General features: G+C 71.1%; 21 protein-coding genes. 12 read left to right on the forward strand and 9 right to left on the reverse strand.

Features of this window, described 5'->3' with window-relative positions; translation table 11 throughout:
* The first annotated feature begins 193 nt into the window (after positions 1–193).
* A complete protein-coding gene (locus AC3ENQ_RS11380) occupies positions 194–1,033 on the forward strand; it encodes an exodeoxyribonuclease III (RefSeq protein ID WP_431804675.1) in 840 nt (279 codons plus the stop codon).
* Between the two features lie 11 nt (positions 1,034–1,044).
* On the opposite strand, the gene AC3ENQ_RS11385 is transcribed toward AC3ENQ_RS11380, so the two are convergent.
* Complete coding sequence (locus AC3ENQ_RS11385; protein ID WP_431804677.1) at positions 1,045–1,602, reverse strand: NADPH-dependent FMN reductase; 558 nt, start codon at positions 1,600–1,602, stop codon at positions 1,045–1,047.
* Between the two features lie 96 nt (positions 1,603–1,698).
* Here AC3ENQ_RS11385 and AC3ENQ_RS11390 point away from each other — a divergent pair, with 96 nt between their 5' ends.
* Together AC3ENQ_RS11390 and AC3ENQ_RS11395 are read left to right on the forward strand one after the other, a co-directional pair.
* Complete coding sequence (locus AC3ENQ_RS11390) at positions 1,699–2,997, forward strand: sensor histidine kinase (RefSeq protein ID WP_431804679.1); 1,299 nt, start codon at positions 1,699–1,701, stop codon at positions 2,995–2,997.
* Positions 2,994–3,695: a response regulator gene (locus tag AC3ENQ_RS11395; protein WP_431804681.1), complete on the forward strand. Its 702-nt coding sequence runs from the start codon at positions 2,994–2,996 to the stop codon at positions 3,693–3,695. Before AC3ENQ_RS11390 ends, AC3ENQ_RS11395 begins: the two co-directional genes overlap by 4 nt.
* Before the next feature lie 19 nt (positions 3,696–3,714).
* Here AC3ENQ_RS11395 and AC3ENQ_RS11400 read toward each other — a convergent pair whose 3' ends face one another.
* The gene (locus tag AC3ENQ_RS11400) at positions 3,715–5,052 is read right to left on the reverse strand and encodes a hypothetical protein (RefSeq protein ID WP_431804683.1); all 1,338 of its coding nucleotides are present in this window, start codon (positions 5,050–5,052) and stop codon (positions 3,715–3,717) included.
* 235 nt (positions 5,053–5,287) lie between these two features.
* Between AC3ENQ_RS11400 and AC3ENQ_RS11405 the strand changes: the two genes are divergently transcribed.
* Together AC3ENQ_RS11405 and AC3ENQ_RS11410 are read left to right on the forward strand one after the other, a co-directional pair.
* Positions 5,288–6,172, forward strand: coding sequence for an ABC transporter ATP-binding protein (locus AC3ENQ_RS11405; protein WP_431804685.1), 885 nt, complete (start codon positions 5,288–5,290; stop codon positions 6,170–6,172).
* The gene (locus tag AC3ENQ_RS11410; protein ID WP_431804687.1) at positions 6,169–7,260 is read left to right on the forward strand and encodes an ABC transporter permease; all 1,092 of its coding nucleotides are present in this window, start codon (positions 6,169–6,171) and stop codon (positions 7,258–7,260) included. Before AC3ENQ_RS11405 ends, AC3ENQ_RS11410 begins: the two co-directional genes overlap by 4 nt.
* Before the next feature lie 52 nt (positions 7,261–7,312).
* Here AC3ENQ_RS11410 and rraA read toward each other — a convergent pair whose 3' ends face one another.
* Positions 7,313–7,783: a ribonuclease E activity regulator RraA gene (rraA, locus tag AC3ENQ_RS11415; protein WP_431804689.1), complete on the reverse strand. Its 471-nt coding sequence runs from the start codon at positions 7,781–7,783 to the stop codon at positions 7,313–7,315.
* 212 nt (positions 7,784–7,995) lie between these two features.
* Here rraA and AC3ENQ_RS11420 point away from each other — a divergent pair, with 212 nt between their 5' ends.
* Positions 7,996–8,562, forward strand: coding sequence for a nitroreductase family protein (locus tag AC3ENQ_RS11420; protein ID WP_431804691.1), 567 nt, complete (start codon positions 7,996–7,998; stop codon positions 8,560–8,562).
* Between the two features lie 42 nt (positions 8,563–8,604).
* Here the strand turns inward: AC3ENQ_RS11420 and AC3ENQ_RS11425 are convergent, their stop codons facing one another.
* The gene (locus AC3ENQ_RS11425) at positions 8,605–9,213 is read right to left on the reverse strand and encodes an ArsR/SmtB family transcription factor (protein ID WP_431804692.1); all 609 of its coding nucleotides are present in this window, start codon (positions 9,211–9,213) and stop codon (positions 8,605–8,607) included.
* Between the two features lie 56 nt (positions 9,214–9,269).
* On the opposite strand from AC3ENQ_RS11425, the gene AC3ENQ_RS11430 reads away from it, so the two are divergent.
* Positions 9,270–10,562 carry an MFS transporter gene (locus AC3ENQ_RS11430; RefSeq protein WP_431804694.1) on the forward strand — a complete coding sequence of 431 codons (1,293 nt, stop codon included), beginning with the start codon at positions 9,270–9,272 and terminating at the stop codon, positions 10,560–10,562.
* Between the two features lie 110 nt (positions 10,563–10,672).
* On the opposite strand, the gene AC3ENQ_RS11435 is transcribed toward AC3ENQ_RS11430, so the two are convergent.
* The gene (locus AC3ENQ_RS11435) at positions 10,673–12,913 is read right to left on the reverse strand and encodes an ATP-dependent Clp protease ATP-binding subunit (protein WP_431804696.1); all 2,241 of its coding nucleotides are present in this window, start codon (positions 12,911–12,913) and stop codon (positions 10,673–10,675) included.
* A 193-nt stretch (positions 12,914–13,106) separates the two neighbouring features.
* Entirely contained in the window at positions 13,107–14,099 is a 993-nt protein-coding gene (locus AC3ENQ_RS11440) for a helix-turn-helix domain-containing protein (protein WP_431804698.1), read from the reverse strand.
* A gap of 327 nt (positions 14,100–14,426) precedes the next feature.
* Between AC3ENQ_RS11440 and AC3ENQ_RS11445 the strand changes: the two genes are divergently transcribed.
* A complete protein-coding gene (locus AC3ENQ_RS11445; protein ID WP_431804700.1) occupies positions 14,427–14,879 on the forward strand; it encodes a hypothetical protein in 453 nt (150 codons plus the stop codon).
* On the opposite strand, the gene AC3ENQ_RS11450 is transcribed toward AC3ENQ_RS11445, so the two are convergent.
* Together AC3ENQ_RS11450 and AC3ENQ_RS11455 are read right to left on the reverse strand one after the other, a co-directional pair.
* Positions 14,870–15,982, reverse strand: coding sequence for a glycosyltransferase family 4 protein (locus AC3ENQ_RS11450; RefSeq protein ID WP_431804737.1), 1,113 nt, complete (start codon positions 15,980–15,982; stop codon positions 14,870–14,872). The two genes, AC3ENQ_RS11445 and AC3ENQ_RS11450, sit on opposite strands and share 10 nt — an antisense overlap.
* An 8-nt stretch (positions 15,983–15,990) precedes the next feature.
* Positions 15,991–17,142, reverse strand: coding sequence for a glycosyltransferase (locus AC3ENQ_RS11455; RefSeq protein WP_431804739.1), 1,152 nt, complete (start codon positions 17,140–17,142; stop codon positions 15,991–15,993).
* A 260-nt stretch (positions 17,143–17,402) separates the two neighbouring features.
* Between AC3ENQ_RS11455 and AC3ENQ_RS11460 the strand changes: the two genes are divergently transcribed.
* The 3 genes from AC3ENQ_RS11460 to AC3ENQ_RS11470 all read left to right on the forward strand — a co-directional run bounded on the left by AC3ENQ_RS11460 (position 17,403) and on the right by AC3ENQ_RS11470 (position 18,946).
* Positions 17,403–17,810, forward strand: a complete 408-nt coding sequence (locus AC3ENQ_RS11460) for a DUF6325 family protein (protein ID WP_431804702.1) — start codon at positions 17,403–17,405, stop codon at positions 17,808–17,810.
* Positions 17,811–17,820: 10 nt separating this feature from the next.
* Positions 17,821–18,174, forward strand: a complete 354-nt coding sequence (locus AC3ENQ_RS11465) for an SHOCT domain-containing protein (protein ID WP_431804704.1) — start codon at positions 17,821–17,823, stop codon at positions 18,172–18,174.
* Between the two features lie 136 nt (positions 18,175–18,310).
* Positions 18,311–18,946: a hypothetical protein gene (locus AC3ENQ_RS11470; RefSeq protein WP_431804706.1), complete on the forward strand. Its 636-nt coding sequence runs from the start codon at positions 18,311–18,313 to the stop codon at positions 18,944–18,946.
* A 44-nt stretch (positions 18,947–18,990) separates the two neighbouring features.
* Here AC3ENQ_RS11470 and AC3ENQ_RS11475 read toward each other — a convergent pair whose 3' ends face one another.
* Positions 18,991–20,079, reverse strand: coding sequence for an AI-2E family transporter (locus AC3ENQ_RS11475; protein ID WP_431804708.1), 1,089 nt, complete (start codon positions 20,077–20,079; stop codon positions 18,991–18,993).
* 50 nt (positions 20,080–20,129) lie between these two features.
* On the opposite strand from AC3ENQ_RS11475, the gene AC3ENQ_RS11480 reads away from it, so the two are divergent.
* Positions 20,130–21,479 (forward strand): DUF2252 domain-containing protein, encoded by a 1,350-nt coding sequence (locus AC3ENQ_RS11480; protein WP_431804710.1) that lies wholly within the window; start codon positions 20,130–20,132, stop codon positions 21,477–21,479.
* The last annotated feature ends 1 nt before the right edge of the window (position 21,480 follow it).

The following is a 21,480-nucleotide window of genomic DNA, read 5'->3' on the forward strand; positions in this document are numbered from 1 at the left end:
CCCGCCGGCTGACCCCCTCTCCACCCCCCTCCCGGCTCGCGAATCACCACCGGTTTCGCGAATCACCGCTTGTTTCGCGTGAATGCGGCGGTGATTCGCGCAGAGAGCGGTGATTCGCGAGCGCGGGGTGGGGCGCAGGAGGGGGCAGGAGGGAGGGGCGGGGGTGTCGGCGGGCGAAAGTAGGGTGGATGCCATGCGCATCGCCACCTGGAACGTCAACTCGATCCGCGCCCGCGTCGTCCGCACGGTCGAGTTCTGCGTCCGCGACGACGTCGACGTGCTGCTCATGCAGGAGATCAAGTGCAAGCCCGAGCAGTTCCCCTACGGACCGTTCGAAGACGCCGGCTACACCGTCGAGGCGCACGGCCTGAACCAGTGGAACGGGGTCGCGATCGCGAGCAGGCATCCCATCGAAGATCTGCAGATCGGCTTCCCCGGCATGCCCGGTTTCGCGAAGGGCCATGACGGACCGGATGCCCCGCAGGAGGCGCGCGCGATCGGCGCCACCATCAACGGCGTCGAGCTGTGGAGCCTCTACGTCCCGAATGGGCGGGCGCTCGACGACCCGCATTACGCCTACAAGCTCGCGTGGCTCGAAGCGCTCCGCGGCTACACGGCCGACGCCCTGCGCGCGAACCCCGACCTCCCCCTCGCCCTCACCGGCGACTTCAACATCGCCCCCACCCCCGACGACAACGGCGACCCGACGGTCGTCGAGGGCCGCTCGACGCACGTGTCACCGCCCGAGCGCGAAGCGTTCCAGGCGCTGCTGGATGCCGGACTCTCCGACACCGTGCGCCCACTCATCCCCTCGGGCTACACCTATTGGGACTACCAGCAGCTGCGCTTCCCGCGGAACGAGGGCATGCGCATCGACTTCGTCCTCGGATCGCACGCGTTCGCCGACGCCGTGGTGGGCGCCGGCATCCACCGCGACGAGCGGAAGGGTGAGATCCCGAGCGACCACGTCCCCGTCTCGGTCGATCTCGACCTCGACGGCCCGGACGACGACGACCGTCCGATGATCTTCTAGCCGGTCGCCCGTCAGCTCTCGTAGCGGGCGATGTGGGTGTGGAAGGCGCGGAGGAACGTCAGCAGGAACTCGCGCGTCCCTTCGTTCGCGACGGCGCCGTCCTCGGTGAAGAAGTCGGGGCCGGTGCGGATGTACGCCTCAGGTCGGCCGAGGAGCGCCGCGCCCTGCGACGACAGGATCGCCTTCAGGTGGTTCTGCGCGACCGCGGTCGACACCGCGCTGCCGCTCGCGCCGATGACCGCGACGGGCCGGTCGGCGATCGCGCTGGTGCCGAACGGGCGGGTCGCCCAGTCGATCGCGTTCTTCAGGACGCCGGGGATCGAGCGGTTGTATTCCGGCGTCACGAACAGGAGAGCGTCGACGCCGCCGAGCGCCTCCTTGAACGCGGTGCCGACGGGCGGGAAGTCCTTGTCGTACTGCGAGCCGTAGAACGGCAGCTCGCCGATCGCGATGTCGGTGAAGGTCAGCTCGGCCTCGGGTGCCAGCTTTCCGAGCGCCTCGGCGAAGCGACGATTGAGCGACGGGACGGAGACGGAGCCGACGATGACGCCGACGGTGTACGCGGTCATGGATCCTCCTCGGGGTCGTTCCTCCATCCTCGCGCACCGATGCGATCCGTCGCAGGGGGGATGCCGCGGCATCCGCTCCCCCGTACGTTGGATCCCATGCGCGTCTCCCTCCGCTCCCGGGCTGCACGGCTCCGACCGGCGCTCGTGCGCACGGTCACGTCCGACGAGCTCCGCGCCGATGTGTGGCTCGCCGCGGCGCTGTTCGTCGCGGCGATCCTGAGCGCCTGGCTCGGCCAGGTCGCCGGCATCTACGGCACGGACGGGCCGGCGTTCAGCTGGGCTCTCGTGTTCGCCGCCGCGCTGACGATCCCCCTCGCGTTCCGGCGCCGCTTCCCCGAGCTCACGGTCGTACTCGTCGCCGTCGCGTTCTTCCTGGGTGTGACGTTCCGCATTCCCGAGGTCTACGTCGGAAACGTCGCGATGTTCATCGCGATGTACACCGTGGGCGCGTGGGTCGCGGATCGCCAGCGAGCGAACGGCGTGCGACTGGTGGTCGTGATCGGGATGTTCGTCTGGCTGATCGTCACGACGTTCCAGGCGGCGATCTCGCCCGATGACGATGGGCTCTCTCGGGCCGGGCTCTTCTCGCCGTTCGCGGCGTTCATGATCATCCAGTTCCTCGTGAACGTCGCCTACTTCGGCGGCGCGTGGTACTTCGGCGACCGCGCGTGGGCGCAAGCGCAGGCGCGCGCCGTGCTCGAGGAGCGCACCGCCGAGCTCGAACGCGAACGCGAGATCACGGCGGCCCAGGCGGTGGCCCTCGACCGCGTGCGCATCGCGCGCGAGCTGCACGACGTCGTCGCCCACCACGTCTCGGCGATGGGTGTGCAGGCGGGCGCCGCGCGAGCCGTGCTCGACCGCGACCCGGCGGCCGCCCGCGCGTCACTGGGGTCGGTCGAGGAGTCGGCGCGCAGCGCCCTGACCGAGCTGCGTCAGCTCCTGGACACACTGCGCACACCGGATGCCGGGGCCCCGAGCGACTCGACCCTGAGCCTCGCCGCCCTCCCCGATCTCGTCGCGCACGCGGAGCAGAACGGCCTGCCGACGACGTACGCCGTCATCGGCGCCGCGCATCCGGTGCCCGAGGTCGTGCAGGTGAACCTGTACCGCATCGCGCAGGAGGCACTGACGAACGCCCGCCGGCACGCGGGGCCGGATGCCTCCGCCGACGTGCGCCTCCGCTACGCCGGCGTGGGCGCGCCGGCCGTCGAACTCGAGGTGACCAACACGGGTCGCGTGCTCGCCGCCGCCCGTCCGGGCCTCGGGCTCGTCGGCATGCGCGAGCGCGCCACGGCTTCCGGCGGCACGATCGAGACCGGCCCGCGTCCGCGCGGCGGCTTCCTCGTGCGCGTGTCGGTCCCTCTCGACATCGCCGCGACGGAGGGCACCCGATGAGCGCCCCGATCCGCGTGCTCCTCGTCGACGACCACGCCGTCATGCGCGCGGGGTTCCGGATGATCCTCGAGGCCCAGGACGACATCATCGTCGTCGGCGAGGCCGGCGACGGCGAGGGCGCGGTGGCCCAGGCATCCGCCCTCTCGCCGGATGTCATCTGCATGGACGTGCAGATGCCCGGCATGGACGGCCTGGACGCGACCGCGCGGATCGTCGAAGAGTCGGGACCGGGTGGCCCCGCCGTCGTGGTCGTCACGACCTTCGACCGCGACGACTACCTGTTCCGGGCGCTCGCGGCGGGCGCGAGCGGCTTCCTCCTGAAGAACGCGGGGCCCGAAGACCTCGTCGCGGCGGTGCGGGTCGCGGCCGCCGGCGACGCGCTCCTCGCCCCCGAGGTGACCAAGCGCGTCATCGAGCGCTTCGCGGCCGCGCCCCCGAGCGGACCGGTCGCGACGCCGCGCGAGGGGTCGCGCGAGCCGGACCGGCGTGACGAGCCGCGCATCGCGGTCGACCTCACCGAGCGGGAGACCGAGGTGCTGCGCCTGCTCGCCGACGCGCGGAGCAACGCTGAGATCGCCGCGGCGCTCTACATCGGCGAGGCCACCGTGAAGACGCACGTGTCGAACGTGCTGCAGAAGCTCGGCGCCCGCGACCGCGTGGCCGCGGTCGTGTTCGCGCACCGGCACGGGCTGGCCTGAGTCGGGCACGCGGCGGTCATCAGTCGGATGCCGGAACGACCGCTGTCGCGGGAGCACCGACACCGACCGGCACGGGCACGCGCGCCGCGGCCGCACGCCACAGCCACACGACGCTCTCGACGAACAGGGCCACGACGATCAGGTTCCGCAGGAGGAGCACGAACGCCGGTACGGGCTGCGCATCGACGAGCGGCATGTAGAGGATCGGGAAGACGAGACTCGTGAGGACGCTCGCGACGGCCACCGCGATCGCGATGCGACGCCACCCGCGCGGGTCGACCATCACCCCCACCGCGACGATCGGCGCGATCCAGAGCATGTACTGCGGCGACCCGACCTTGTTGAAGACGATGAGGGTCGCGGCGAGCGCGAACGAGCCGCGCAGGACGAGCCGCTGCTCGAGCGCGGGCGTCAGCCGCCGTTCGCGCGCCGCGCGGGATCGCGCCATCCACAGGAGCGCGACGATCCCGAGGAACACGACCGGCATGAGCAGCGTCACGAACTCACCGGCCGCGTAGACGCCGGGGCCGGAGACCTCTCGTGTCGCCAGTTCGTAGTTCTGGCGGATCGCCGCACCCGGCACGCGCAGCACCGCTCCCCACACCCACGGTGTCGCGATGGGGGCCTCGAGCTGCAGCGCCCGGTCGGACTGAATGGTCGCGAAGCTGAACAGGTTCCGGATGCCGCCGCCCACCGCGACCGCGGCGACGACGCCTGCGGTCAGGGCCAGCCCTCCCGCGACGACCCGCCACCGCGTGCGCAGGACGGTGACCGCTGCGGCGGCGATCGCGATCGGCCAGACCTTGATCCACGTGGCGGCCGCGATGAGCGCACCCGCGACGGCGGGTCGCCGAGCGAGCAGCACCAGGCCGGCGATCGCGAGAGGTGCGGCGGCACCCTCAAGGCGCAGCATCGACACCGGCGCGAGCAGCACCTGGATGAGCAGCCAGTACCAAGCCGCCGGGTAGTCGGCGATCCGGCGGAATCCGCCGGTGAGCGCGGCGATCGCGGCGAAGTTCCCCGCGGCCATGAGGATCAGCCAGAGCGCCTGGAAGAGGTACGGGCCTGCGGCGATCGACAGCATGATCGGCGCGAGCGCCCCGGCGGGGTACACCCACGGGAAGTCGAACACCGGCCAGTAGCCGTGGATCGCCTGCTGCGCCCAGAGACGGTACAGCGGCAGATCCCCCTCGGTGCCGCCTGACACGATGACATGGACGATGCTCAGCGCGTAGACGACGTGGAGCACCGCGAACCCCGTCAGCAGACCCCTTCGGGTCATGCCGAGCTCTCGGAGACGCCCGACCGTCCCGCTCGGTGCGTTCATCCGCCGGACACGTTCCGCGAGACTCGTCACGTCCGGAGCCTATTGAGGCTCGGTGTCCGGTGGGTGGATGCGAGATTGCCATTCTCTGTGAATCGGCTGTATCGGCATCCCCGTCCTCCCTCGGCATCCCCGCCCTCCCTCCACGTCCCCCGCCCGTGGGATGCCGAAGTTCCCCCCGCCGGGGGAGGTGAGCGCAGCCGTCGCGCCGTAGCGTCGACATCATCCCCGAGAACCGGGGTATGACACGCCACCCCCGGGAGGACGCATGCTCGAACTGAGCGGGATCACCAAGAACTACGGCACGCATCGCGTGCTCGACGATGTGAGCTTCACCGTCGCTCCGGGCCGGCTCACCGGTTTCGTCGGCGGCAACGGCGCCGGCAAGACCACCACGATGCGGATCACCCTCGGGGTGCTCTCCCGCGACGCCGGCGAGGTGACGCTCGACGGCGCCCCCGTGACCGCCGCCGACCGCCGGAGCTTCGGCTACATGCCCGAAGAGCGAGGCCTCTACCCGAAGATGCGGGTCCTCGACCACATCGTCTACCTCGCGCGCCTGCACGGCTTCGACAAGGCCGAGGCGACGACCCGCGCCGAGGCGCTCCTCGTCGAGCTCGGTCTCGGCGAGCGCCTGCAGGACGACATCGAGACGCTCTCGCTCGGCAACCAGCAGCGTGCGCAGATCGCCGCGGCCCTCGTCCACGACCCGAAGGTGCTCATCCTCGACGAGCCGTTCTCGGGACTCGACCCGCTGGCGGTCGAGGTCGTCGCCGGCGTCCTCCAGACGCGCGCGGCCGCCGGCGCCGCGGTGCTGTTCTCGTCGCACCAGCTCGACGTCGTCGAGCGCCTGTGCGACGACCTCGTCATCATCGCCGGGGGCACGATCCGCGCCGCCGGCACCCGCGACGGGCTGCGCGAGCGGTTCGCCGGCCACCGCTTCGAACTCGTCTCCGCCGCGGATGCCGGATGGCTCCGCGAGGAGCAGGGCGTCGACGTCGTCGAGTTCGACGGCGGCTACGCCCTCTTCGACGTCGACGACGACGAGACCGCCCAGCGGGTGCTCCGCCGCGCGGTCGCCGTCGGCGACGTCGCGAGCTTCGCACCCCGGCATCCCTCCCTCGCCCAGATCTTCAAGGAGGTCATCCAGTGACCGCGCACACCCCCACCTTCGCCCAGAGCGTGTGGCTCGTCGCCGAGCGCGAGATCGGCTCGAAACTGCGCAGCAAGGCGTTCCTGATCTCCACCGGCATCCTCTTCCTCATCGCGCTCGTGAGCGTCGTCTGGGGCGGGTTCGCCGCGCAGTCGCAGAGCGCGACCCCCGTCGCCGTCACGTCGCAGACCGCCCCCGTCGTCGCCTCGCTCGGCGACAGCGTGGACGTGACGCAGGTGTCGGATGCCGACGAGGCGCGGGGCCTCGTCGCCGACGGCACCGTCGACGCGGCGATCGTCCCCGGCGGCGCCGAGCCGTTCGGCTACACGATCGTCGCCGATTCGTCGCCGCCGGCGGGGCTCATGCAGATGCTGAGCCTCACCCCGCCGGTCGAGCTCCTGAACGCCGACCCCACCGACGGGTTCGCCCGCTACATCGTCGCGCTCGGGTTCGGGCTGGTGTTCTTCATGGCGGCGCTCACCTTCGGATCGACGATCGCCCAGTCCGTCGTCGAGGAGAAGGCGACGCGCGTCGTCGAGCTGCTGATCTCGGCGATCCCGGTGCGGGCGCTCCTCGCGGGGAAGGTCGTCGGGAACACCATCCTCGCGATGGGGCAGATCATCGGACTCGCCGCAATCGCCGTGATCGGCCTCACGGTCACGGGACAATCGGCGCTGCTGTCGGGACTCGGCGCGCCGATCGCGTGGTTCGCGGTGTTCTTCCTCTTCGGCTTCGTGCTGCTGGCCGCACTCTTCGCGGCGGCGGGCGCGATGGTCTCGAGGCAGGAAGACATCGGATCGACCACGACGCCGCTGACCTTCCTCGTGATGGCGCCGTACTTCCTCGTGGTGTTCTTCAACGACAACGAGCTCGTGATGACGATCATGTCGTACGTGCCGTTCTCGGCGCCCGTCGCGATGCCCGTGCGCATCTTCCTCGGCACGGCGCAGTGGTGGGAGCCGCTCCTCTCGCTCGCGATCATGCTCGCCACGTGCGCCGCGGCGATCTGGGTCGGCGCGAAGATCTACGAGAACTCCATCCTCCGGATGGGCGCGCGAGTCAAGCTGTCGGAGGCCCTCGCCGGCTGACCGACACGACTCGAGGCGGCGGTGACCGAGGCTTCCGGTCGCCGCCGCAGCGTCAGCGCTCGACGAGCACCCCGTCGGCATCCGCCCACACGTGCGCGCCGGGACGGAAGACGACCCCCGCGATCTCGACGGGCACGTCGACCTCGCCGACGCCGTCCTTCGCGCTCTTGCGCGGGTTCGAGCCGAGCGCCTTGACGCCGAGCGGCAGCTCGCCGATCGCCTCGCGGTCGCGGATCGCCCCGTGCACGATGACGCCGGCCCAGCCGTTCTCGACGGCGGATGCCGCGATGAGGTCGCCCACCAGCGCCGACTCGAGCGACCCGCCGCCGTCGACGACGAGCACCGCGCCGTCTCCGGGGGCCGCGAGCGTCGCCTTCACGAGAGCGTTGTCGCGGTGGCAGCGGATCGTGCGGACCGGGCCGTCGAACGCGATGTTGCCGCCGATGTTCTGGAACTGCAGGGCGAGGGAATCGAGCTCCTCGCCGCGCTCGTCGTACAGGTCGGCCGTCGCGATCGTCGTCATGGGCCCACGTTATCGCCGGTCGGCGCGGCGACCCTCGGCATCCGTGCGGAAAGATCCCCCGACCTTCCGACGAGCGCAAACGTCCCCCGGTGTTCGTGGCGGTGTTCTCACGGCGTCATGTTCAGTGGGAACACATCCGCGGTGCATACGGTTGGATGGATCGGGCCGATGATGTCCCTCTGCACGCACCCCCAGACATCATCGGAGAGAACATGAGCCCCGCCGTCACCGAAGCCCCCATCCTCGACGTCCTCGCCGAGCGCTGGAGCACCCGCATCTTCGACAACGCCGCGCCGATCGACGAAGACGCGCTCGCGAGCGCGCTCGAGGCCGCCCGCTGGGCGCCGTCGGCCAACAACACGCAGCCGTGGCGCTTCGTCGTCGCGCGCCGCGGGTCGGAGGCGCACGCCGCGATCGTCGATGCGCTCATGGGCTTCAACCAGGCCTGGGCGGCGGATGCCGGTGCGCTCATCGTCTTCGCGACGGTCACCTCGCTCGACGGCGCACCCCTCGCCTGGGCCGCGTACGACACCGGCCAGGCCGCCGCGCACTTCACGGTGCAGGCGCACGCGTCGGGCCTGCACACCCACCAGATGGGCGGCTTCGACCGCGACCGCATCGGCGAGGCGTTCGGCTTCGGCGATGCGCTTGTCGCGATGACCGTGATGGCCGTCGGCGCGCTCGGCGACGTGGACGCCGCCCCGGCGTCTCTGCGCGACCGCGAGAGCACGCCTCGCACCCGCCGCCCGATCGCCGACTCGGTCGTCGTCGACGCCTGAGCGTCGCCTCGCTCGGCCTGACCCGCCGGACCCGCGCTCGCGCTACGCCGCGGGCGGGTTCAGGTCGGGGTGGAGCACGCTCACGAGAGAGTAGGCCTCGCCGTCCGCGTCGGGGCCGCGAGACGTGAACTCCTCGAAGAGCGCCCCGAGCCGCTCGCGCAGCTCGTCGAGGTGCACCGGGTTCAGGCGCAGTCCCATCCAGGTGACGTCGACATCCTCCGGATCGACGCCGACGAGCTGCTCGCGCATCGTGTCGAGGATGAGCACGGATGCCGCGGGAACGGGCGCATTCCACGACAGCCCGGTCGCGCGGTAGGGCACCTCGCGCGCTCCACGCGTCCCGCGGCGCACCGGGTCGGCCGCGAGGAGCCCCGCGTCGGCGAGAGTGCGGACGTGGTGCAGCATCGTGCCGGGGTTCACGTCGAGCAGCTCCGCGAGTTCCTTGTTCGTGCGCGCGTCGAAGGCGCACAGGCGCAGGATGCGCAGCCGGAGCGGCGAGCTCAGCGCACGCGCGACGGCCTCCGCATCGGCATCCCCCGCCCGCGCGTTCTCTGCCGCGTTCGCCGCTGCGCGGGCGCTCTCCGCCGCGCGGGCGTTCTCCGCTGCGTCGGCATTCCGTGCCGCGCTGGCCACATCTCGAGCGTGGGTCACACGCCGAGACTATGCGACTGATTGACAATTCTCAATCGCTACCGCACGCTATCCCCGTGCCTGAATCACCCGACCCCTCTCACCCCACCGACGCCGTGGCGTCGCCCCCGGGACGGTCGCTGTGGCACGACCGGAACTTCCTCACGATGTGGTCAGGGCAGGCGTTCAGCCAGTTCGGCGCGCAGATCTTCGAGCTCGCCCTGCCGGTGCTCGCGGTGCTCCTGCTGCACGCGACGGAGGCGCAGGTCGGCTATCTGACCGCCGCGGCCACGGCGGCGTTCCTCGTCGTGGGACTTCCCGCCGGCGCCTGGATCGATCGGATGCGCAAGCGCCGGGTGATGATCGTGGCCGACGGCATCCGCGCCCTCGCTCTCGCCGCCCTGCCGCTGCTCTACCTCGCCGGGCGCCTGGAGATGTGGCACCTGTACGTCGCGGCGCTCGTCGTCGGCATCGCGACCGTGTTCTTCGACGTGTCGTACCAGAGCATCATCCCCTCGCTCGTCGAGCCCGACCAGATCGCCGAGGCGAACGGCAAGCTCGAGTCGACGCATCAGCTCGCCTCGCTCGCCGGTCCCGCGGTCGGCGGCGGACTCGTCGCCCTGGTGTCGGCACCCGTCGCGATCGTCGTGACCGTCGCCACCTACCTCGCCTCGATGGTCGCGCTGATCTTCACTCGCGACCACGAGGTCCGGCGCGAGGCCACCGATCACGCGCCCCTCCACCGCGAGATCGCCGAGGGGCTGCGTTGGGTATTCGGCAACCCGTATCTGAAGCGCATCGTGGCGACCACGTCGATCTCGAACTTCTTCTCGACGATCGTCTTCACCCTCGTGCCGATCTTCTATCTGCGAATCCTCGGCTTCTCACCCGCGACGATGGGGCTGCTGCTGTCGCTCGGCGCCGTCGGAGGCCTGCTGGGCGCCATGCTCGCCGCGCGCATTTCACGCCGCATCGGCGAGGCGCGGGCGATTCCGGTGAGCGCGATCGCGTTCGCCGTCGCGATGGTGCCGCTACCGCTCGCCGCCGCGCTGCCGCAGGCATGGGCGTTCACGCTCCTCGTCGTGCAGACCTTCACGATGAGCATCGGCGTCGTCGTCTACAACATCACGCAGGTGACGTTCCGCCAGCGCATCACCCCGTCGCGCCTCCTCGGGCGCATGAACGCGTCGATCCGCTTCTGCGTGTGGGGCGTCATGCCCCTCGCGGCGCTCGCGGCGGGTTGGCTCGGCTCATGGCTCGGCACGATCCCGACCCTGTGGATCGGCGCGCTCGGCGGACTGCTCGCGACGCTCCCTCTCGCGTTCGGACCGTTCTGGCGCACGCGCGACCTCCCCGCTGCGCGCGCCTGACCCACCCGACCCCCGCCCCGCGAGACCGCCACCGGCCCGCGAGACCGCGCAAATGTCACGTTCCCGGCGCGGGATCGTGACATTTGCGCGGTCTCGCGGGGTGGTGTGCGTCAGTCCTCGAGCAGCTCCGCCTCGATGACGTCGTCATCGTCGGCGTCGCCCGGGGCGGCGCCGGATGCCGAAGCCCCCGGCGTCTCGACGGGCGAGGGGCCCGAGCTCGTCAGCACCAGCTGCGAACCGTCGGCCGCGAGGTCGACCTTGACGAGATCGCCGTCGTGCACGCCGCCGGAGAGGAGCGCCATCGCGAGGCGGTCCTGGATCTCCGACTGGATGAGGCGCCGCAGCGGACGCGCGCCGAAGATCGGGTCGTAGCCGCGCTCGGCGAGCCACGCGCGCGCGTCGGGGGTGACGGCGAGGGTGAGGCGCCGGTCGCGCAGGCGCCGCTGCAAGGCATCCACCGACAGCTCGACGATCTGGGCGAGGTCGGCCTCGGAGAGCGCCGTGAACATGACGATGTCGTCGAGCCGGTTGAGAAACTCGGGGCGGAACGCCGTGCGCACGAGGGCCATGACCTGCTCGCGCTTCTCCTCCACGGTGAGCGTCGGATCGATGAGGATCGGCGACCCGAGGTTCGAGGTGAGGATCAGGATGGTGTTCGTGAAGTCGACCGTCCGGCCCTGCCCGTCGGTGAGGCGGCCGTCGTCGAGCACCTGCAGCAGGATGTCGAAGACCTCGGGGTGCGCCTTTTCGACCTCGTCGAGGAGGACGACCGAGTACGGGCGGCGACGCACGGCCTCGGTGAGCTGGCCGCCCTCTTCGTAGCCGATGTATCCGGGAGGGGCGCCGACGAGCCGGGCGACCGAGTGCTTCTCGCCGTACTCCGACATGTCGATGCGCACGAGCGCGCGCTCGTCGTCGAAGAGGAACTCGGCGAGCGCCTTCGCGAGCTCGGTCTTGCCGACGCCGGTCGGACCGAGGAAGAGGAACGAGCCGACGGGGCGGTTCGGGTCGCTGATGCCGGCGCGCGAGCGGCGCACCGCGTCGGACACGGCCTTCACGGCATCCTTCTGCCCGATGAGCCGCTTGCCGAGCTCCGACTCGAGGTTCACGAGCTTCTCGCTCTCGCCCTGCAGCAGGCGCCCCACGGGGATGCCGGTCCAGGCGGCGATGACGCCGGCGATGTCCTCGTCGGTGACGTGGTCGTTGACCATGCGCGCGCCGCCCTCTTCGGCGTGCTCGGCTTCGGCGAGCTGCCGCTCGAGCGCGGGGATCTCGGCGTAGTACAGCCGCGACGCCTTCTCGAGGTTGCCCTCGCGCTGGGCGCGCTCGGCGTCGCTGCGCGCCTGGTCGAGCTTGGTCTTCAGGTCGCCGACGGCGTTGAGCGAGGCGCGCTCGCGCTCCCACCGGGCCTGCAGCTCGTCGAGCTTGCCCTGCTCGAGCTCCAGGGTCTCGCGGAGGGTCGCGAGCCGCTCCTTCGACGCGGCGTCCTTCTCGCGCTTGAGCGCCAGCTCTTCGAGCTTCAGCCGGTCGACGTGTCGGCGCAGCTCGTCGATCTCGAGCGGTGCCGAGTCGATCTCCATGCGCAGGCGCGACGCGGCCTCGTCGATCAGGTCGATCGCCTTGTCGGGCAGTTGGCGGCTCGGAATGTAGCGGTTGGACAAGGATGCCGCGGCCACGAGCGCGCCGTCGGCGATCGCGACCTTGTGGTGGGCCTCGTACCGCTCCTTGAGTCCGCGAAGGATCGCGACGGTGTCTTCGACCGACGGCTCGCCGACGTACACCTGCTGGAAGCGGCGCTCGAGCGCGGCATCCTTCTCGATGAACTCGCGGTACTCGTCGAGGGTCGTCGCGCCGATGAGGCGCAGCTCCCCGCGGGCGAGCATCGGCTTCAGCATGTTGGAGGCCGCGACCGATCCCTCGCCGCCGCCCGCGCCCATCAGGGTGTGCAACTCATCGATGAAGGTGATGACGCGACCATCCGACTCGGTGATCTCTTTGAGGACGCTCTTCAGGCGCTCCTCGAACTGGCCGCGATACATGGCTCCGGCGACGAGGGCGGAGATGTCGAGGGAGATGAGCTCCTTGTCCTTGAGCGACTCGGCGACGTCGCCGGCGACGATCCGCTGGGCGAGGCCCTCGACGACGGCGGTCTTGCCGACGCCGGGCTCGCCGATGAGCACCGGGTTGTTCTTCGTGCGGCGGGTGAGCACCTGGCTGACGCGACGGATCTCGGAGTCCCGCCCGATGACCGGGTCGAGCTTCCCCTGCCGTGCGCGCTCGGTGAGGTTGATCCCGAACTGCTCGAGCGGGCTCTGCTGCTCTTCTTGCCCGGGCTGGGGCTGCGCGTTCATGCGTTCTCCCTGAAATCGGCGATGTCCACAAAGTTGAGTTGTCTACGCTCAACTTTACTACGCGGCTTTACTACGCGGCGGCACGCGGCGGAAGCCGCACGGGCCACACGTTCACACCGTAGCGAAGCGCCGCGGCCCGGTCACTAGGTGGCGCACACAACGTGCTCCAGAGATTCCGACATCCGCGCTCCGATCAGGCGGCGGGCATGGCCTCGCCGCGCATCGCGCTCGCGTCACCCGGGCACGCGAACCGCGCCCGGTACGCCGTGGGGCTGAGGCCCAGCATCCGCGTGAAGTTCTGACGGAGGACCGCCGCCGACCCGAAGCCGGCTTCGAAGGCGATGGCGTCGAGGCCGAGGTCGGTCTGCTCGAGCAGACGCTGCGCGTGGATGAGGCGCTGGCGCGCAAGCCACGCTGCGGGCGTCGTGCCGTAGTCGGCCTTGAACCTCCGCGCGAACGTGCGCGGCGACATGTGCGCGCGGGCCGCGAGCTGATCGACCGACAGGTCGAGGCTGAGGTGTTCGAGCACCCAGTCGGTGACCGGCGCGAGCGACAGCGACGTCGACACGGGCAGCGGCGCTGCGATGAACTGCGCCTGCCCGCCGTCGCGCTGCGGCGGCACGACCATGCGGCGCGCGATCGTGTTGGTCATCTCGGCGCCGAGCTCGATCCGCAGCAGGTGCAGGCAGGCATCCAGCCCCGCCGCCGTGCCCGCGCTCGTGATGATCCGGCCGTCCTGGACGTAGAGGACGTTCGGGTCGACCTCGATGTCGGGGTACATCCGCGACATCGTGTCGGCGTAGCGCCAGTGGGTCGTCGCGCGCTTTCCGGACAGGACGCCGGATGCCGCGACGACGAACGACCCGCTGCAGACCGTCAGCACCCAGGCATTCCGATCGACCGCGCGCCGCACGACTTCGCAGACGCGCTCGTCGACGCTCTCCCACGCGCTGCGCGGGATCGGGGTGATGACGACGAGATCGGCCTCGTCGGCGAAGGAGAGGTCACTGTCGACGTTGATCGAGAAGCCCAGGTTGCTCGGCACGGCGCCCGGCTCAGGGGTGACGATGCGGAAGTCGAAGTTCGGGATGCCGTCGTCCGACCGGTCGAGGCCGAAGGCCTCGCACGCGAGGCCGAACTCGAACGGCGAGAATCCGGGCTGGACGACGCAGGCGACGGTCTTCATGGCAGAAATCATACACATGCCGTCCGTCCTGCCACTCGTGGCAGAAGGATGCCGGTCGTAGCGTTTCTGCCATGTTCACCGTCATCATCGTCTTCGGTCTCCTGTCCGTCATCGCCGCCTTCGGCACCGCCCGCGCGTTGCGCGACGACGGCTACCGCCGCGTCCCCACCGATCGGTCGCGCTTGCCGTGACGGGTGCGCCCCACAGAGCACCCGCGTCCCGCAGAGCACCCTCGCCGCGCAGAGCGCCCTCGCCCCGCAGAGCACCCTCGCCCCGAGAGTCCTCGTCCCCTTAGAGTGGGGCCACCCCCGCAATGAGGAGCGCGCCATGACCACGCCGAACCCGCAGCCGACCAACCCGCCGCCGGGCCAGCCCACGCCGTACGGCGCTGCCGCTCCGCCTCCGGCCGGCTATCCGGCCGCCTCCTACGCGCCTGCAGGCTGGAACCCGCCGCCGCCCGCCGCATCCTCCAGCACGTCGACGACCGGGCGGGGACTCGCGATCACGTCGATCATCCTCGGGTCCATCCCGCTCATCCTCAGCCTCTTCATGTTCTTCGTGTTCCGCGCAATCCGCCTGTCGGGGAGCTACGAGGCCTACCAGGTGGCGTACTGGATCTCGGACATCCTCTCCGCCGCGGTCGGCGTCGGCGCGATCGTCTGCGGCGCGTTGGCGCGTCGCGAGCAGCCGCTGCTCGGCGGAATCGGCATCGGGCTCGGGATCGCGGCCACCGTCTCGACGCTCATCTCGCTGATGTTCTCGGTGGTCGGCTACCTCTGACGCCGCGGCAGCGTCTCCAGCGCATCGAGCAGCGCACCCGCCGAGCGCGCCCAGGCGAACCGCGCGATGTGCTCCTCCCCCGCAGCGACGAGCGCGGCGCGGGCGTCGGGATCGTCGAGCGAGCGGATGCCGGCGGCGAATGCGGCGGCATCCTTTCCGGGGGCGTACAGGGCGCCGGGGCCCGCGACCTCGCGGAAGATCGGCATGTCGGTGACGACGGCGGGCACCCCGAGCTCGAGCGCCTCCGCGAGCGGAAGGCCGTACCCCTCGTCGAGCGAGGCCGAGACGAGCACCGCCCGATCGGCGAGGAGCGCGGCGTACTCGGCATCCGTCACCCCGCCGTGGAACACGACGCGCCCACCCGCGGGGTCGATCAGCGCCTCGAGCTCGGTGCGGCGCGCCGGTGAGATGCGCGACAGCAGGTGGAGGGTCCGCCCGGGCAGCTCGGCCACGGCGCGGATGAGCGTCTCGACGTTCTTGTAGGGCATGAACGACCCCATGTAGACGAGGTTCTCGGCTCCCGGGACGACACCGCCGGCGCCGTCCGCCTCCGGCAGCAGCGCCGCGAGCCGTTGCGGCGCGTTCGGCACGACGACGACGGGCCGCTTCGTCAGCTTCACCCGAGCGAAGTCGGCGGCGCTCGTCTCGCTCACCGTCGCGACGACGTCGGCGCCGTTCAGAGTCACGCGCTGCGGCACGTAGGAAAGGTGGAACAGGCGCCACCCGAGGCGGATCGGCGCAGGGAGGTCGCGCGGGGGTGTGCGGTGTCGGTAGTAGATCATGTCGTGGAGGGTCAGCACGAGCGCGTAGCGGCGCCCGAGCGAGCCGAGGGTCTGCATCGGCGAGAACACCGCGTCGGGCCGGTACCGGTTGAGGCGGAGGGCCGCGAACGGTTCGAGCACGGAGGTCGGTGCGTGGATGCGGAGAGCACGCGCACCCTCGGGCAGATGCGCCCTCTGCGCCTCGTCGTGGATGAGGAACACCACATCGACCCCGCGCGCCGGTGCCTCCGCCGCGACGGCGGCGGCGAGCTCGGTCGAGTAGCGACTGATGCCGTCGTGGAAGTCGGTGCGGATGTAGCGCGCGTCGAACAGCAGCCGCATGTGCGCGCTCACGGCTCGAGCGGTTCGCCGCGGTAGAGCTTCTCGAACGTGTCGAGCGTCTTCTCGATGTCGTGGATGTCGACGCCGTCGAGAGATGCCTGCTGCATGCGGAGGTACTCCTCGGGCGACGCGGTGAGGACGCGACGGAGCTTGTCGGCGAGGTCGTCGACATCGCCCGGCTCGAAGAGATAGCCGTTCACCCCGTCGTTCACGAGGTGCGGCAGCGCGACGGCGTTCGCGCCGACGACGGGCAGGCCCGACGCCATGGCCTCCATCGTCGCGATCGACTGAAGCTCGGCGATCGAGGCGATCGCGAAGACGTCGGCCCGGGTGTAGGCGGCGCGCAGCTCTTCTTCGGAGACGCGCCCGTGGAAGGTGACCCGGTCCTGGATGCCGAGGCGCTGCACGACCTGCTCGAGGCTCTTGCGCTGGTCGCCGCCGCCCACGATGTCGAACGTGATCGCCGGCAGCTCGGGCGCGAGCTTCGCGACGGCCGCGAGGGTCACCTCGACGTGCTTCTCGGTCGTGAGGCGGCCGACGAACAGCACGCGGTGATGCTCCCGCGGCGTGAGGTCGGGGGTGTAGTTGCCCTTGTCGATGCCGCAGCTGATCGGGATGACGCCGTCGATGTCGATCGTCTGCTCGAGGAACTCCGCCGCTTTCCGCGTCGGCGTCGTCACGGCGCGCGACATGTCGAAGGTGCGCTTCGCGTCGTCCCAGGCGAGCTTGACGACGACCTTGTCGAGCAGAGGCGGCAGGGTCGTGAAGTCGATGATGTTCTCGGCCATCACGTGGTTCGTGGCGACGACGGGAATGCCGCGCTGTCGGGCGATCCGGGTGAGTCCCCGCCCGATCACGATGTGCGACTGGCTGTGCACGACGTCGGGCTGGACGTCGGTGAGGATCTTCCGGGCGTAGTGCTTGGCGCGCCATGGCCACACGAAGCGCAGCCAGTCGTGCGGAGGCCAGCGGACGCCGGGCAGCCGGTGGACGGTGATGTCTTGACCTTCGATGTTCTCGGTGAACACGCCGTGGTTGCGGTGGCCCACGCTCGGGGTGACGACGTGGACATCGTGACCGCGGGCGGCGAGACCGGCGGAGAGCCGCTCGGCGAAACGGGCGGCGCCGTTGACGTCGGGGGCGAACGTGTCGGCCGCCATGACGATCGTCAGCGGCTCATGCGCGGGGGGAGTCACAGGTGGGTGGCTGCCTATCTGTGCGGCGTCGCCGACGGGTGCGTCGGACCGCCCCGAGTCTACCCGAGGGGTCGGCGACGACCCCGGAACGGGGGCGCTGTGCGCGGCATCCTTTTCACGGCATTTCCCCGGCCGCACTGTGTCCGCGGGCCGCCGCAGCAAGGTCTAGCCTGGCGACAGAGGGCGTCGGATCAGCACCGAGCCCCACCACCGAGAGGAACGCCATGAGCGCCTTCGAGTACGGACCCGTCGAGTTCTACCTCGTCACCCTTCCGGACGACGGGCCGCCCGCGGCGGTGCTCGAAGCGCTCGCCGACGACGTCGCGTCGGGGACCGTGCGGGTGCTCGACTTCGTGATCGTCCGGACCGCCGCCGACGGGTCGTACACGACCGCCGAGTACGACGGCGAGCTCGAGCTCCACTCGCCCGGAATGGCGGGCGACGAAGACATCGAGGAGCTCGCCGAGCTGCTCGATCCCGAAACGGTCGCCGCCGTCGTGGTGCTGGAACTCACCTGGGCGCGCGTCCTGTCGGGTCACCTCGCCGCCGCGGGCGGAGAGGTGCTGAGCGTGGAGCGGATCCCCGCTCCCGTCGTGAACGCCCTCGTCGACGCCGTCGACGAGGAGGACTGAGGGGGACACCATGAGAAGGAACGGACGCCCGGGCCTCATCGGCCTGGCCGCACGCACCGCGGTCGTCGCGGGAACGGCGAACGCCGTCAACGCCCGCGCCGCCGAGAAGCACCACACCGCGACGCAGGCGCAGCTCTACCAGGCGGCCCAGCAGAAGGCGCAGGTGGAGGCCGCCGCGCAGGCCGCCGTCGCGCAGCAGATGGCGGCCGCACCGGCTGCAGCTCCCGCGGCGGCATCCGCGCCCGCGGCCGCCGCACCCGTCGTCGACGTGGTCGCCGAACTGCAGAAGCTCGCGGCGCTGAAGGATGCCGGGGTGCTCGACGACGCCGAGTTCGCGGCGGCGAAGGCGAAGCTCCTCGCCTGACGCGCGGGGCACGGGGCGCGGGGTGCGGGGCGCCGTCGAGGTGCCGAGATCCGTCGGTCGGGGCGACGCGTTCCGACCGAACGCGGCAACCCGAGCGGCGGATGCCGTCGGCGTCCGCGCCGCCTACGCTGGGACGATGATGCGCCTGCACGCCGACGCCGACCCCGCCCTCTGGGTGCCCGTCACCGGGTCGCTGGGGTTGCGCGGGCGGCGACGCCGCAAGCGCGCGATCGGCATGCTCTTCGCGCAGGCGAACGCCGCGATGGGCGCGGCGCCGCGCGCGGGCACCGGTTTCGCCGCGTGGGCGGCGAGCCAGGCGGCGCCGCTCCTGCTGCGTCAGGCCGACGGGCGCGTGCTCGTCTGGACGTGGAAGGACGACCCTGAGCTCGTCGTGGCGCTCGCGCAGATCCAGCAGGCGACGTCGCAGCTGCGGACGGCGCGCGCCATGATGCCGATCGAGTACGACGACACCGAGGACTTCCGCTCGCCCTACCTCGGCGTCGGTGAGAAGCTTGCCGTCCCGGTGCCGCGCGCGAGCGGCGGGGGGACGGCGGCGGGCACGGGACCGGGCGCCGCGGCATCCGTCCCGCCGTACGTGACGTACACGTGGGATGCCGGTTCGGCGTTCGTGACCCTCACCGCCATCGGCGGCGACCGCGAGCGCTTCGGCACGGTCGAGCGCGCGCTCGATGACCTGGCACGCACGCTCCGGATCGTCGACGACGTGGCGGTGGGCGAGTCGCCGACCGTGCTGCGACTCGACCCGAGCTGAACCGGGACCCGAGCTGAATCCCGCGCCAGCGCGCGCCTCAGCGGTCAGGCGGTCCCGACCTCGCGCGGCGGCGCGGCGTCGTCGTCGCCCGAGAGCCAGCGCGCGAACCACGCCTTCGGGTCGCCGCCGAAGAGCAGCTCGCGGACGAGCAGCGTCAGGGGGATCGACAGCAGCGCGCCCAGCGGACCGATGATGAACGTCCAGAACACGACCGAGAAGAAGCTCAGCGTGAGGGTCAGGTCGACGGCGTCGCTCACGAACTTCGGCTGGATCATCACCTGCAGCGTGACGTTCACGACGCAATAGATGCCGATGACGACGAGCATGAGCGGCCAGCCGCCGACGACGAGGGCGAGCAGGGCCGGCGGCACGAGACCCAGGATGAACCCGATGTTGGGGATGAAGTTCGTGACGAACGCGAGGATCGCCCAGACGACCGGCACCGGGATGCCGAGCGCCCACAGCGCCAGGCCATCGATGACGGCGACGACGAGTCCGAAGCTCGCGTTGACGACGTAGTAGCGGCGGACCGACCGGTTGTAGCTCTCGGCGCGGCGGACGAACGGGGTGACTCGGGCGCCGAAGCGCTCCTCGGCGCGGGTGTACCGCGCATCGTCGACGGCCATGAAGATGACGTAGGCGAGCACGAAGAAGAACGCCGTGACGACGCCGAGCGCACTGCTGCCGAGGGACGTCGCGAAGCTGACGAGCGTCGCCGGGTCGAGCAGGGAGGCGGCGGCGTCGGATGCCTGGTCCTGCAGCCCCAGGCTCCCGAGCCACGCGACCAGCTGGTCGGCGGTGGCGCGCAGATCGTCGGCGGAGTCACGGACGAGGCCCACGAACGCCGTGCCGGAGTAGGCGAGCATCGCCGCCATCGCGGCGAGCACGAGGTAGGCGACCGCGATCACCGCGGTCGTCGCCGCCCAGCGCGGCCACCCGCGCCGCTCGAGCGGTCGACGCACGGGCTCGCAGATGATGACGATGACGGCGGCGAGTGCGAGCGGGCCGATGATCTCGCGAGCGAGGTAGACGCCCGCGAGCACCAGCACCGCCGCCGCGAGGCCGAGCAGCGCCGACAGCGTGGGCGAGAGCGCGCGGGAGGCCGGAGCTGTCGTGGTCGTGGCGCGCGTCATGCGGAAACGCTACCCGGTGTGCGCCGCCGGGGCGGTGCCATCATGGGCGCATGGCCTCCGTTCCGCTGTCTGCACCTCTCTCGACCGCCGACCTCGCGGCGCAGGGTCGCGACCGCCGCCGCGCGACGCCGCGCCGCTCGATCGCGAACCTCGTGACGACGGGTCGGGATCCCCTGTCGATCCTCGACGCGCAGAACGCGTCGCGCGTGGCCGAGCTCGTGCCGCTGCGCACCGAGCGGATGTCGGCGAGCCCGTTCACGTTCTATCGGGGAACCGCCGCACTCATGGCCGCCGACCTGGCGGCGGGGCCCTCCAGCGGCATCCTCGTCGCATCGTGCGGCGACGCGCACGTGTCCAACTTCGGCTTCTACGCATCGCCGCAGCGGACGCTGGTGTTCGACCTGAACGACTTCGACGAGGCCGCATGGGCGCCGTGGGAATGGGATGTGAAGCGGCTCGTCGCGAGCATCGTGATCGCCGCCCAGGCGAGCGGGCGCGACGGCGCGGTGACGCGCACCGCGGCCGAAGGGGCGGTGCACCAGTACGCGCACGCGCTGCGTGAGAGCCGCGCGTCGTCGCCGGTGGGCCGGTACTACCAGCACTTCGATGCGGCCGGCGGGCTCGGTGACGGCAGCTCGTCGGCGCGTCGCGTGCTGCGCGACGCGATCGCCGACGCCGAGGAGAGGACGTCCGAGCGCGCGACGCGCAAGCTCACCACGCGCGGCGAGGACGGCCTGCGGCGATTCGTGGAGCAGCCCCCGACGATGACGCACATCGACGACGCGGCGACGCGCGAGATCACGGGGGCGCTCGAGAAGTATCTTCTGACGACGCGCTCGGACATCCGGCTTCTGCTCCGCCACTACGTCGCCTCCGACACCGTGCGACGGGTGGTGGGGGTCGGAAGCGTCGGGACCCGCTGCTACGTGAGCGTCCTCGTCGACGGTGACGGTCACGCGCTCCTCATGCAGACGAAGGAGGCGGGCCGCAGCGTCCTCATCGAGTACGGGGGCTGCGCCCAGCCGTCGGAGATCGACGAACTCATCGCGAACGAAGGGGAGGGAGGTCGTGTGGTGGCGCTGCAACGCATTCTGCAGGGAGTGTCCGACCCGTTCCTCGGCCACTTCCGCGGGCCCGCTCACGACTACTACGTGCGGCAGTTCCGCGACATGAAGGGCGGGATCGATGCCGAAGCCCTCGACGACGCGTCGTTCGTCCTGTACGCGCGCGCCTGCGCCGCGGTTCTCGCCCGCGCGCACGCCCAATCCCCGACGGCGTCGCTCGTGGCGGGGTACATCGGCAACGCGCGTGTGATCACGCAGGCCCTCCTCGACTGGGCGTACGCCTACGCGGAGGTGTCCCGCGCCGACTACGAGGCCTTCCTCGCGGCGAGGGCGTAGA

The organism is Microbacterium sp. bgisy203, from assembly GCF_057706945.1.